This is a genomic window from Massilimicrobiota sp. SW1139 (genome assembly GCF_012027715.1).
In the GTDB taxonomy this organism is placed as follows: Bacteria; Bacillota_I; Bacilli_A; order Erysipelotrichales; family Coprobacillaceae; genus Allocoprobacillus; species Allocoprobacillus merdigallinarum.
On record NZ_SJOR01000020.1, the window covers coordinates 1 to 12193 of the forward strand.

The 12193-nt window shown below is 32.4% G+C and carries 12 protein-coding genes; 2 read left to right on the forward strand and 10 right to left on the reverse strand.

Annotation, left to right across the window (positions count from 1 at the left end; translation table 11 throughout):
- Positions 1-7: 7 nt before the first annotated feature.
- The 3 genes from mnmM to E0K96_RS09840 are packed head-to-tail and all read right to left on the reverse strand — an operon-like array spanning position 8 to position 3475.
- Positions 8-529, reverse strand: a complete 522-nt coding sequence (mnmM, locus tag E0K96_RS09830; protein WP_087243238.1) for a tRNA 5-(aminomethyl)-2-thiouridylate-methyltransferase MnmM — start codon at positions 527-529, stop codon at positions 8-10.
- A gap of 7 nt (positions 530-536) precedes the next feature.
- The gene (locus E0K96_RS09835; RefSeq protein WP_168082892.1) at positions 537-2165 is read right to left on the reverse strand and encodes a B12-binding domain-containing radical SAM protein; all 1629 of its coding nucleotides are present in this window, start codon (positions 2163-2165) and stop codon (positions 537-539) included.
- A gap of 38 nt (positions 2166-2203) precedes the next feature.
- On the reverse strand, positions 2204-3475 hold the full coding sequence (locus E0K96_RS09840) for a M15 family metallopeptidase (protein ID WP_168082894.1): 1272 nt from the start codon (positions 3473-3475) through the stop codon (positions 2204-2206).
- Between the two features lie 161 nt (positions 3476-3636).
- On the opposite strand from E0K96_RS09840, the gene E0K96_RS09845 reads away from it, so the two are divergent.
- Positions 3637-3918, forward strand: coding sequence for a hypothetical protein (locus tag E0K96_RS09845; protein ID WP_087297604.1), 282 nt, complete (start codon positions 3637-3639; stop codon positions 3916-3918).
- A gap of 117 nt (positions 3919-4035) precedes the next feature.
- Entirely contained in the window at positions 4036-4275 is a 240-nt protein-coding gene (locus tag E0K96_RS09850; protein WP_168082896.1) for a hypothetical protein, read from the forward strand.
- A 16-nt stretch (positions 4276-4291) separates the two neighbouring features.
- Here E0K96_RS09850 and E0K96_RS09855 read toward each other — a convergent pair whose 3' ends face one another.
- From E0K96_RS09855 to E0K96_RS09885, 7 genes are all read right to left on the reverse strand, one after another.
- Positions 4292-5719, reverse strand: coding sequence for an alpha-amylase (locus E0K96_RS09855; RefSeq protein WP_168082898.1), 1428 nt, complete (start codon positions 5717-5719; stop codon positions 4292-4294).
- Between the two features lie 71 nt (positions 5720-5790).
- Complete coding sequence (locus E0K96_RS09860; RefSeq protein ID WP_168082900.1) at positions 5791-6054, reverse strand: metal-sensing transcriptional repressor; 264 nt, start codon at positions 6052-6054, stop codon at positions 5791-5793.
- The gene (locus E0K96_RS09865; RefSeq protein WP_168082902.1) at positions 6054-8537 is read right to left on the reverse strand and encodes a heavy metal translocating P-type ATPase; all 2484 of its coding nucleotides are present in this window, start codon (positions 8535-8537) and stop codon (positions 6054-6056) included. Before E0K96_RS09865 ends, E0K96_RS09860 begins: the two co-directional genes overlap by 1 nt.
- A gap of 150 nt (positions 8538-8687) precedes the next feature.
- On the reverse strand, positions 8688-9656 hold the full coding sequence (locus E0K96_RS09870) for a D-2-hydroxyacid dehydrogenase (RefSeq protein ID WP_168082904.1): 969 nt from the start codon (positions 9654-9656) through the stop codon (positions 8688-8690).
- Positions 9653-10984: an aspartate kinase gene (locus E0K96_RS09875; protein WP_168082906.1), complete on the reverse strand. Its 1332-nt coding sequence runs from the start codon at positions 10982-10984 to the stop codon at positions 9653-9655. The genes E0K96_RS09870 and E0K96_RS09875 overlap by 4 nt, the downstream gene beginning before the upstream one ends.
- 98 nt (positions 10985-11082) lie before the next feature.
- Positions 11083-11661 carry a xanthine phosphoribosyltransferase gene (locus E0K96_RS09880; protein ID WP_087305008.1) on the reverse strand — a complete coding sequence of 193 codons (579 nt, stop codon included), beginning with the start codon at positions 11659-11661 and terminating at the stop codon, positions 11083-11085.
- Positions 11658-12182: a GNAT family N-acetyltransferase gene (locus E0K96_RS09885; protein ID WP_168082908.1), complete on the reverse strand. Its 525-nt coding sequence runs from the start codon at positions 12180-12182 to the stop codon at positions 11658-11660. The genes E0K96_RS09880 and E0K96_RS09885 overlap by 4 nt, the downstream gene beginning before the upstream one ends.
- Between the last annotated feature and the right edge of the window lie 11 nt (positions 12183-12193).

The window sequence follows — 12193 nt, forward strand, 5'->3', positions numbered from 1 at the left end:
GCAGAATTTACTGCTTCTTTTCTATTTCAATAACATAAGGTGCTTTCTTTTTATTTAACATTTGAAAGCACGAAACATGAAACTGATGAGAATCTAACTGTGATACATATTCATGAATCCATAAACTTTCCTGATATCCTTCTTCATGACCAGGATAAACAACAATAAAAAGAGCTTTTTTCATCATTTCAATAGCTTGACAGACAGCCTTTTGAGTAGACGGCAATGTTGTTGTAATATGATGAGAAGCCTGCGGTAAATAGCCAAGATTAAATATTCCTATATCAAATGATGAAAAATACTGTTTCATATTTTCATGACTATCTAAGATCAGTTGCACATGTTGTCTATCTCCTAAACGTTTTTTTGTATTTTCCAATGCTTCAGGCTGTATATCAAAAGCATAGACCTTTGGACACTGTTCAGCCAAAAAAAGTGTATCATGACCATTTCCCATAGTAAAATCAACACCCACCTGAAAAGAATACGTTGATATTCTTTGATGAACATATTCAACCATCGTTAACATACTATGATCACCCTTTCTTATACATCGACCACTGACATTGATAATCTTTATAGATCACAACAAGATAATGATCTTGAATTTCTTCTACAACTGCATATCTAAATAACAGCTCAGAATCAAGCTGATATTTTTGTGAAAGTTCTCTTAAAACCTGTTTTTTTGATTGTGGAGTTAAAGTAGGCTGATACCATTTTTTAGGTTTCACTTTAAACTGCAATAAATAATCCATAATCAATAAATCATGATACTTTTCAGGTAAGTAGGAATCCAAATAAAGATAAAGTTCATCTAACTGATAACCAATTTTTTTATATTGTTTTTCATAATAAAAACATGAAAGATCATAAAAGAACGCAAATGGCGAAGAAACATCATCCATCACCGCATTCATTGTATGTACAAAACGCCCACTATTCCAGTATTTCTCTAACATATCTTCAGCCATATGAATCTTTTCCATATCATCATGAGATAACCATTTGTTTTCCAGCATTTCATAAGGAGGCTCTTTTTGATAGACATACCCATAATCTTTGGCATCATTACGTAATGATGTCCCTCTTAATAGTTTTAAAAAGCCCAATTGTAATTCTTTTGCACGAAAAGCAAAAACATCATCAAATGATTGAGCAAATCTTTCATATGTTTCATATGGCAAACCAGCAATGAGATCTAAATGCAAATCACATTGACCATCTTGCATTAACATAGTGATCACTTCACTTAAACGTTTAAAATTCTGAATTCTTTTGACTGCGCGATTTGTCGGTTCGTAAGTTGATTGAATTCCTATTTCAAATCTCAATAATCCCTTTGGTGCTTTCTCTCTAATAAAATCAATAATTTTTTGATTGAGGACATCCGCATTAATTTCAAATTGAAATTGCTGTCCTTCTTGATAATGTTTAAAAATATAATCTAAAATCATAATAGCATGATTTGCATCAGCATTAAAACTACGATCAAGAAATTTAATTGTTTTGGCTGAACTATGACAAATCAAATTGAGTTGTCTTTTGAGATAATCTTCACTAAAAAATCTAAGTCCCTGTTCTAATGAAGATAAACAATATTGACATTGAAATGGACACCCTCGACTTGTTTCAAAATATAAGATACGTTTACCCATATCTTTTTGATCTTGTGGTAAACAATACGGAGAATCTAAGGATTCTACATATTTTAAATCTGCAACAGCTACTGTTGATGAGATATGCCCACGATAACTGACACCTGGTAAACATACATCCTGTTTCTTTTCTAAAGCTTCTAATAATTGAGGAAATATTTCTTCCCCTTCACCACTTAAAATATAATCTACTGGTATATGCTCTAAAAAGTACTGTGGTTCGTAAGTGACCTCAGGTCCCCCTAAAGCAAGAATAATATCAGGTTGTCTTTGACGTAACATATGGCATAGCTTATCAATATATTCAATATTCCATATATAACAAGAAAACGCAATCATATCTAAATGCATTGATAATAAATCATCAACAATATGTTCAAGTGAATCCTTAATTGTATATTCTTTAAAATCAACATCAAAGCGATGATAAGAAGCTACATAAAGCAAACGCAATGATAATGACGTATGAATATATTTTGAATTGAGAGTTGTTATTAATGTTTTCATGATTTTCTCCTAAAAAATAATCTAGGGATAACCCTAGATTATTGACCTTTCTTAATATCAGGGATAACCCCTTTATTTAAGCAATATTCTTCTAATGTCCAGCCATTATTAAAGATTTCTTTTGCTGCTTCTTTTCCAACATATCTAAAATGCCATGGTTCATTAGCAATACCTGTAATACCAGCTTTATCTTCTTCATATCTTAAAATAAAACCATATTTATAAGAATTTGCTACACACCATTTATAATCAGGTTTATAACCAAAACGACTATTTTCAATACCATTTAATTTATCATCAATAACAGCCTGACATGTTAAATCAACACCTAATCCTGTCTGATGTTCACTTCCTCCTGGTTCAGCAACTAAACTTGCTGCAGTTACAGGATCATATTTATTGAAGTAATCATCATATGTTGCCTTTTGATCTGTATATGAACGATAAGCACTATTCACAACCAAATCATAACCTTCTTTTTTAGCAGCATCAAACATTTCTACTAAAGCATTAGCAGCTTCTTTTCTCAATCTTGGATCGTCACAATCAGATGCCACCTTCACCTTATCAGGATCTGGATTCACTAAATCAGATGGTTCATAATTAGCTGGTAAATAGAATCCTTTTTTCACTAATGTTAAAACATCATCTGGATTTTGAATAGTATAAGGTTGATCAACTTCATTTTCAGAAATAATAAATGGATATGTTGTAATCAATACAGCATAATTATAATTTTTATTTTCTTCATATGATTCCATGTATTGATCAATATCTTCAAAAACAAATCCTTTGACTTGCATAAATGGTTCAATTTGGGCATAAGTATATTGTTTATCTACCAAATGTTTAACTTCATTCACACCTGCGGTTTTTAAAACTTCCCAAATCTGATCATTTGAATAATTAAGCGTTGTTAATTTAGGAACATAATTATCAAAAATATTATCTACAGTTGAAATAACTTCTTTCACTTGCATATCCTTATGTAAGGATAGATATTTTTCATATTCATCATAATATTGAACTTTTTGACTTTGGCTCAACCATTGTGAAATATGTTCCAATTTATCATATGATAAGATTTCATCAACTTCGTTATTTTCTAACGCAAGTATTTCACTTTGTTGTGAAAAAGAATAACCTTTAAAAGCCAATTGAATACGACTAAAATTAAACCATACAATAACTCCAATCACAATTGCAACAACAATACCGATAATAGCAATTCTATCCCAACGTATTCTTGGATGCCTTGATGGAGAATACGAACTATAATATGTATATCTTTTACCTCTATTAAATCTCATAATCTACCTCTTTTCTACGTCTTATAGTTTAACATATTCATCGCTATAATTCTACATTTTCAGCGAATTTCACATGATTAAAAAAATGACATGATATAATATTATTGCAATCTGAACATAATTATGTTATTTTATTTGTTGTATATAAAGGAGGTTTCTCTATGCATTTTGTGATTTGTATGTTTATTGCATTTATCTGCCTCATTACAGCTGTATTATTTGCAGAAGTTTTTCCTAAATGGTTTAAAGCTGTTCTTGCCTTACTAGGAAGTGCGACTGCCGGATATGCAATTGCAATATTTATTAGAAAAATAGCCATGTGGACAAAAGCGTTCAGTAAACCTGAACTTTTACCTACTGCAGGTATCTGTGCAGCAATTATGCTTATTATTGTCATCATTGTGGTCTTTATTCTTAACAAGAGAAAAACAAAAACAGCATAAAAAAACAATCTTTATTATAGAGATTGTTTTTTTTATAATCTTTATAGAAACTTAACATAAATTTCATCTTGAACCTTTTGAAATCATATATAATAAACACATAAGGAAGTGAAATTTATGGAGTATGCATATAAGGAATATTATCTAGGCGCATTAACAATGTCAGTGATTGCCTGTATCGGTTCATTATTGAGTGTAGTCAATCTGATTCCTTTATTGATTACTTATCAGTTAATCGAAAAAGCCAGTCACCGTGGACTTCCACATTCTTCGTCTAAAATTCTATCCACAATCTTTCAGACAGCTATCATGTTAACATTGTTAATCACAGTTTTATATTTGAGTTTTCAGTGGTGATCGTCAGATGACCACTTTATTTTTTGGGTATATAAACACTGACACTTCCATCTTGAACAGTAAACAGTCCATACCCTTTGTCATCAATAGTGACAGTTTCATTGACATTTTCTAAATAGTCATAAAATATCTGATTTTGATATTGCTGCCCTACATACATGTACAGTTGTCCACCATTTTGATTGGTCATAATGCAAGCCAATCCATAAGCTTCTCGTGTCCATCCTATGATATGACGATCATAAAAATAATCATTTTGTTGACCATAGGCATAATGTTGACGTAAATATAAAAGACGATCTATAACCTGATTTTGTCCTGATAAAGAAGGTTTTTCAATTCCATAATAATCACCATAAAAGATGCAAGGATAACCATCCTTTCTTAGCAAAATCAAGGCATAGGCCAGTGGTTTAAACCAATCTAAAACCCATGATTGTAAACCTTGCAGGGGTTGTGTATCATGATTATCAACAAATGTGACAGCATTCATGCAGGCTTTTTGAACCAATGTGTTATTAAAAATTTGGGACATATCATATTGTCCAAAGCTACGTGAGGCTTCATAAAAATGATAATGCAAAGGAACATCAAATAATGATAATGAATAATTCACTTCACTGAGATATTGAAGTAATTTTTGTACATCACCATGCCAATATTCTCCCACTGTAAATAATTCTTGGTGTGTATACTGTCGCATATGATAAAGCCAATCCTGATAAAATGATGCATTAATATGTTTAACTGCATCCAATCTAAAACCATCTATATGTGTTGTATCTAAGTACCATTCTCCCCATCTTTTAAGTTCACTTACAACACGAGGATTTGAAAAATCTAAATCTGCTCCCATTAAATAATCATAATTTCCATTTTCATTATCAACCTGTGAGTCCCATGTTTTATCCTGAAACAAGAAAGTAGCATGACGTTTTGTTTTGGCATCATAATCTATGCCATCAAAACAACTCCAATCCCATGTAAAATCACTATATTTTTGATGACGATTGGGAAAAGTAAAAAGAGTCGGAACTTGAATCCATTCATTTTGTCTTTCAATATCATAGGTATCATGTTGATTGACTTCACTCGCTTTCACATCTTCATAGCCATCAGCACCCATTTTATGATTCAATACAATATCCCCATAAACCTGTATGCCGACTTGTTGCAGGGCCTGGATCGCTTGTAAGTATTCATCTTTGGTTCCATATTTTGTTGGAACACTTCCTTTTTGATGAAATTCACCCAAATCATATAAATCATATACCCCATAACCAACATCCTGATTCCCACCAATGCCTTTAAAAGCTGGTGGTAACCACAGCGCTGTCACTCCTATATCAAAAAGATGCTGTGCATCAGCCTTAACTTTTTGATACAAATGAGGATCTGAAGGTAAATACCACTCAAAGTATTGCATTAAAACGCCTTGTTTCATTCAGTTCATCTCCTTATAAAAAAGTATAAAGAAAAAAGTCAAAGACTGCAATAAACAATCTTGACTTTTTGTTACTTCATTAATTGATTGATAATGTCCATCATCTCTTCTATTTTTTGATCAGCATCTTGACTGCCAATAGCATCATGAACACAATGCTGCATGTGAGCTCCAATAATTTCTTTATTAGCACGTTTTAAAATAGCCTGAGTTGCCATGATCTGATTAGATATATCAATACAATAACGATCATCTTCAATCATTTTCATGATGCCATCAATCTGTCCTCGAGCTGTTTTTAATAAACGCATAACATGTTTTTGATCTGCTTGCATTATTCAAATCCTTTAACACTATAACCAGCGTCTTCAACTGCTTTGATTAAGATACTTTCATCAACATCATGAGATAATTTTAAATAAGCACAGTTATTTTTTAAATCTACTGTTGCTTCTACACCTTCAATACTATTTAAAGCTTTATCTACATGCTTTTGACAATTTGGACACATCATACCTTCAATATTCATTGTTTTTTCCATTTTCTTTTCCTCCTGTTTGATTATTGTATTTTGATGTTTAGGTTTAAAAAATCTCAATCTTAGGGCATTGCTGACAACAAAGATCGAACTCAAACTCATTGCCGCACCACCAAACATAGGATCTAACAGCCATCCAAAGACTGGATAGAACACACCTGCTGCAATTGGAATTCCAATCACATTGTAGAAAAATGCCCAAAACAGATTTTCTTTAATATTTTTTAGCACTGCATGACTCAGTTCAATTGCATTCACAACATCCTGTAAATCATTTTTCATCAAAACAATGTCTGCTGAATCCATGGCTATATCAGTTCCCGACGTCATCGCTATACCAATATCGGCACGCATAAGCGCTGGAGCATCATTAATTCCGTCTCCTACCATGATAACACGTTCACCTTTTGCTTGTAAATCTCTGATATGTTTTTCTTTATCCTGTGGTAAAACTTCAGCAATGACCTGGATTCCCAGTTCATCACCAATCGCTTGAGCAGTTAATTGATTATCTCCAGTCAACATATAAATAGTTAATCCCATATCTTTTAATTGATTAATAGCGTTTTGACTTGTTTCCTTTAACACATCACTGACAACAATTAAACCAATCATTTGTCCATTATAAGCATAGAATAATGGTGTTTTTCCTTGGCTTGCTAAAAGTTGTGCTTTGGCTTGTACAGGTGATAAATCAATATCATGTTCCTTCATCAAACGTTGATTACCAGATAAAATCATACCGCCATCAATAGTCCCTTTTAGCCCTTTACCAGATAACATCTGGAAATTTTCAACAGTTTTTAAAGATATCCCCTGCTCTTTGACATAATCAACTACAGCTTTGGCAAGAGGATGCTGTGATGAACTTTCAATAGAAGCAGCTAAAGTTAATAACTCTTTAGTATCTATACCAATAGGATAAATTTCAGTTACCTGCGGTTTTCCTTTTGTAATCGTTCCCGTTTTATCTAAAACAATACTTTTTGCTTTAGATAATAATTCAAGATTTTCTGCCGATTTAATCAAAATACCTAACTGTGCGCCTTTTCCTGTTCCCACCATAATGGCAGTTGGAGTTGCTAAACCTAATGCACATGGACAAGAAATAACCAATACTGCAATCGCACATGTTAAAGCAAAATGGAAAGTCTGTCCACCAAGAGTCATCCATAAAACAAATGTCACTAAAGCAATCACAATTACAACTGGTACAAAGATTCCACTAATCTGATCTGCCAGTTTTGCAATTGGGGCTTTAGATGAACTGGCTTCTTCAACCAATTCTATGATTTGTGATAAGGTCGCTTCTTGACTTGTATGAGTCACTTCAACTTGAATATACCCTTCTACATTCATCGTTGCACCAATCACTTTATCATCGACAGATTTATCTAAAGGTAAACTTTCACCAGTAATCATCGACTCATCAATGGATGTCTGTCCTTTGATAATAACACCATCTAAAGGTATATTTTGTCCAGGTTTGACAATCATAATATCGCCAATCTGCACATCTTCAATAGCCACTTCTACTTCCTCATTGTCTTTTAAAAGTGTTGCAGAAGACGGCATTAAATGAATCAGCTTTTCAATTGCTTCCGTTGTTTTCTTTTTAGAACGAGATTCTAGATATTTTCCTAAAGAAATAAGGGTCAAAATCATGGCTGCTGACTCAAAATAAAGTTGCATCATATATTGATGAGCATCATGAAGATTGCCATGACCTAAATCATAACCCATCATAAAAATAGCATAAATACTATAAACTGCCGCAGCCGTTGAACCAATAGCTATAAGCGTGTCCATATTAGGGCTACGATGCCATAAAGACTTAAAACCTCTTTGAAAATAGCCACGATTGATATACATGACTGGCAAAGTTAAAAAGAGCTGCGTTAAAGCAAAAACCATCATATTTTCTCCACCAACAAGAATAGATGGTAAAGGTGCTCCTAGCATATGTCCCATTGAAATATAAAACAAAGGAATTAAAAAGACAAAAGAAAGAATCAATGATTTTTTCTTATGATCAACTGTTTCTTCCTGTTTCTGTGCTTGAACAGTTTCTTTTTCTAATACAGCTTTATATCCTGCATCTTCTACAGCTTTTTCAATCATTTGATCGTTGACTTTATTTTCATCATAGTCAACAACCATACAATTGCTTAAAAGATTAACATTAACATCATGAACACCATCAAGATGTCTGACAGCTTTATCTACATGAGCACTACATGCACTGCATGTCATACCCACAACATCATATTTCTGTTTCATAAGATACCTCCCATACCCCTGTGGGGTATACTAGCATTATATATGATTTTTATAAAAAAGCAACCAAAATGATAAAAAATAATATTTTCAAATAAAAATGCCCTCATCATTTGGATATTCAAATCATGAAAGCATTGAAAATCAGTAATTTTAAAGATTGCATGTATGATAACGATAACCTGTTTGAAAGTCAACTAAATTTTCTAACTCTTCATGTGCTTTAAGATGCTCTAAATTTCTTATAACTAAATCAGTAAAATAAGTTCTGGCACTTTCCCATACATAACCACCTGAAGCATGTGGCGTTATCAAAACATTATCCATTTGCCAAAGCGGATGATCAGCTGGCAATGGTTCTTCTTCAACAACATCTAGCCCCACTCCATAAAGATGCCCTTGATTCAATACATTGACAAGATCATCAGTAGCAATAGCACTTCCTCTTCCAACATTAATCAATACAGCATCTTTCTTCATTAACATCAGTTTTTGCTGATCAAATAAATGATAAGTCTGCGAAGATTGAGGCAACGCCAAAATAACAAAATCCCCACGTGGAAGAACATCTTCCAATTGATCTGTTGTATAAATTTCATCAAGACATGATGGACACTGAGATGGTCGACGTCTTACACCAATGTTATAACAGTCAAAAGCTTTTAAGCGTTTTGCGATTGTATATCCTAAATCTCCTAAACCAACAATGACAACTGTCTGACGATAAAGCTCTTTTCCAATAGTATCTGCCTGCCAGATTCCATTTTGCATATGCTGAATATATGTTTTAAAATTTTTATTCAAAGCTAAGATCATACCAATAGTATGTTCTGCAATAGCTACGCCATAAGTTCCAGAAGCATTAGCTAAAAGAGTATGAGAAGACAAAATATCTGGTTTGACATATTCATCACTTCCCGCACTATTTAATAAGATCGCCTGTAAATGCTCACGATTCAAATCATATTGCAACGGTGGATTGCCAACAATCACATCACACTGGTCAATCATCTTTTGTATCAGAGTATGCCTAGTTGCATAAATAAAATGATCTTGAGAAAAATGCTGTTCTATCTTTTCAAAATTTTCTTTTTGTAAAGGAGCCAGCATTAAAATATTCATAATCCATCCCTTTCATTATCAATGAATTCTTTATAAATAGCTTTAATAGCTGGCTTAAAATAACAGTTACGTACGCCAATAATAATATTTAATTCACTAGAACCCTGATCAATCATTTTGATATTGATATTTTCTTTAGCCAAAGCCTTAAAAACTCGAGCCGCTGTTCCTCGACTGGCTTTCATTCCTCTACCTACTACCGCAATCAACGATAAATCCGACTCTAAAATAATAGAATCAGGGTGCACACTGCGATGTAGTCCCGCTAAAATATCTTGTTCTTTATCAATAAATTCTTCAGTATTGACAATCACTGTCATTGTATCAATACCCGAAGGCATATGTTCAAATGAGATATGATAATCTTCAAAAACTTGTAAAACTTTACGCCCAAATCCAATTTCAGAATTCATCATATCTTTTTCAATCATGACTGTCGCAAAGCCTTGTTTTCCCGCAATACCCGTAATCACATGTGCTGGTTTATGGCAGGTACTTTCTACAATCAAAGTTCCAGGATCTTGAGGTCTATTGGTATTTTTTATATGAATAGGAATTCCTTCTTTACGGACAGGGAAAACAGAATTTTCATGCAAGACTGAAGCCCCCATATAAGACAATTCTCTTAATTCTTTATAAGTAATTGTTTCAATAACATCAGGATTTTTCACAATACGTGGATCAGCAATCAGAAAACCTGACACATCTGTCCAGTTTTCATATAAATCAACTTTCCCATTTTTAGCCACTATAGATCCTGTTACATCTGAACCCCCTCTAGAAAAAGCTTTAATCTGACCACTATCATCATTAAGCGATCCATAAAATCCAGGTATCACTGCATAAGAAGCTGATTCTAGTTTTTGAGATAAAATAGGATCTGTTTTTTTCGCATCATAACGTCCATCTTCATCAATAAAGATAACATCTTTGGCATCAATAAATTCAAACCCTAAATAAGCAGCCAAAATCTTTCCATTTAAATATTCTCCACGACTAATAATATAATCTTCACTCGTTCCATCCTCTAAAGCTTTTTGAATAGCTAGAAAATCTTCTTCAAGAGATATATCAATATGCAATCCTTCAATAATATCTAAAAAACGTTCTTTAAGCTGATCAAAATACAAATGAAACTCATTTTTTGTCTTAGCATAAAAGATTTTATATAAAAGATCTGTCACCTTGGTATCATCTTTGAATCTTTTTCCAGGTGCACTTGGCACAACAAATCGTCTGTCTTTATCACTTTTTATAATATCATAGACTTTTTGAAATTGTGTTGCATCAGCTAACGATGAACCACCAAATTTCACAATTTTACTCATGATTATCGCCTCCATTAATACTATTAGGATACATGATTCTTCCTCTTTATTCAACCTGGAAAAGAAAAAATATCTTGGTTTTTCCAAGATATTTCCTCTTATCTAAAGACAATTTCTCCTTTTTCATCATCCATCTGATCAATGATTGCTAGTGATTCTAAATGATAACCTAATTCTCTAATTGTCTTTCCACCAGTTTGATAACCTTTTTCAATGACAATACCAATACCTTCTACAGTTGCACCAGCTTGATGAATCAAATCAATTAATCCTAAAACTGCACACCCATTAGCTAAAAAGTCATCAATGATTAAGACATGATCATTTTCATTTAAATATTGTTTTGAAATTACAACATCATTTGTATTTTGATGTGTAAATGATTCTACTGTTGTATGATATAATTCATCAGAGATATTTGATGATTTTGATTTTTTCGCAAAGACAACAGGTACATTTTGAAAATGTCTTGCAGTCATAACAGCTACACCAATACCACTGGCTTCAATCGTTAAAATTTTATTAATGGGATGTTTTTGAAAAAGTGTTTGAAATTCTTTTCCCATTTCATCTAAAAATGCGACATCAATCTGATGATTTAAAAAACTATCGACTTTTAAAATATTTCCTTTTTTTACAATACCTTCTCTAATAATTTTTTCTTCTAACGCTTTCATAATTCTCCCTTTTGTTGATAAACAACTTTAAATATTTCTTTTTTTATCATTTGATATTGTTGATCATCCATGACTTTTGGATATGTCATGAATGTCAATTGAACTGAATGATCATTTTCTCTAAATGTAGGCTGTATATACTGATAAGGATTTAAAACAAATCCCATTCTTTCATAAAACTGGATACGTTTTCGAGATATTTCATCATGGGGAACTTCTACTTCTAAAAATAAGAATTTATCTTTATATAAATGACAAAATTGTTGTAGAAAGTATGTTCCTAGTCCTTGACCACGCATCTTTGTTTCAATTGCAAAATTTTCTAAATAAACACAATTTTCCAATTCCCATACAATCATTGCCCCTTGTAACTCATTTTGATCATATTTTGCATAAATGCTAAATAGATTTTGTTGAAATAACTTTTCCATCTGTTCATAGGGTCTTAACTCTTCCAATACAAAAGATTGCTGAAATAAATGATAAACATCATCAAACTGTGATATAGATATTTTCTCCATTGTTTCACCAC

Excerpts from the sequence above, each read along its gene's own strand:
- E0K96_RS09875 (WP_168082906.1), bottom strand. The coding sequence starts at position 10,984 with ATGAGTAAAATTGTGAAATTTGGTGGTTCATCGTTAGCTGATGCAACA.
- E0K96_RS09850 (WP_168082896.1), top strand. The coding sequence starts at position 4,036 with ATGGAGTATGCATATAAGGAATATTATCTAGGCGCATTAACAATGTCA.
- E0K96_RS09865 (WP_168082902.1), bottom strand. The coding sequence starts at position 8,537 with ATGAAACAGAAATATGATGTTGTGGGTATGACATGCAGTGCATGTAGT.
- E0K96_RS09885 (WP_168082908.1), bottom strand. The coding sequence starts at position 12,182 with ATGGAGAAAATATCTATATCACAGTTTGATGATGTTTATCATTTATTT.
- E0K96_RS09860 (WP_168082900.1), bottom strand. The coding sequence starts at position 6,054 with ATGCAAGCAGATCAAAAACATGTTATGCGTTTATTAAAAACAGCTCGA.
- E0K96_RS09870 (WP_168082904.1), bottom strand. The coding sequence starts at position 9,656 with ATGAATATTTTAATGCTGGCTCCTTTACAAAAAGAAAATTTTGAAAAG.
- E0K96_RS09835 (WP_168082892.1), bottom strand. The coding sequence starts at position 2,165 with ATGAAAACATTAATAACAACTCTCAATTCAAAATATATTCATACGTCA.
- E0K96_RS09855 (WP_168082898.1), bottom strand. The coding sequence starts at position 5,719 with ATGAAACAAGGCGTTTTAATGCAATACTTTGAGTGGTATTTACCTTCA.
- mnmM (WP_087243238.1), bottom strand. The coding sequence starts at position 529 with ATGTTAACGATGGTTGAATATGTTCATCAAAGAATATCAACGTATTCT.
- E0K96_RS09840 (WP_168082894.1), bottom strand. The coding sequence starts at position 3,475 with ATGAGATTTAATAGAGGTAAAAGATATACATATTATAGTTCGTATTCT.
- E0K96_RS09845 (WP_087297604.1), top strand. The coding sequence starts at position 3,637 with ATGCATTTTGTGATTTGTATGTTTATTGCATTTATCTGCCTCATTACA.
- E0K96_RS09880 (WP_087305008.1), bottom strand. The coding sequence starts at position 11,661 with ATGAAAGCGTTAGAAGAAAAAATTATTAGAGAAGGTATTGTAAAAAAA.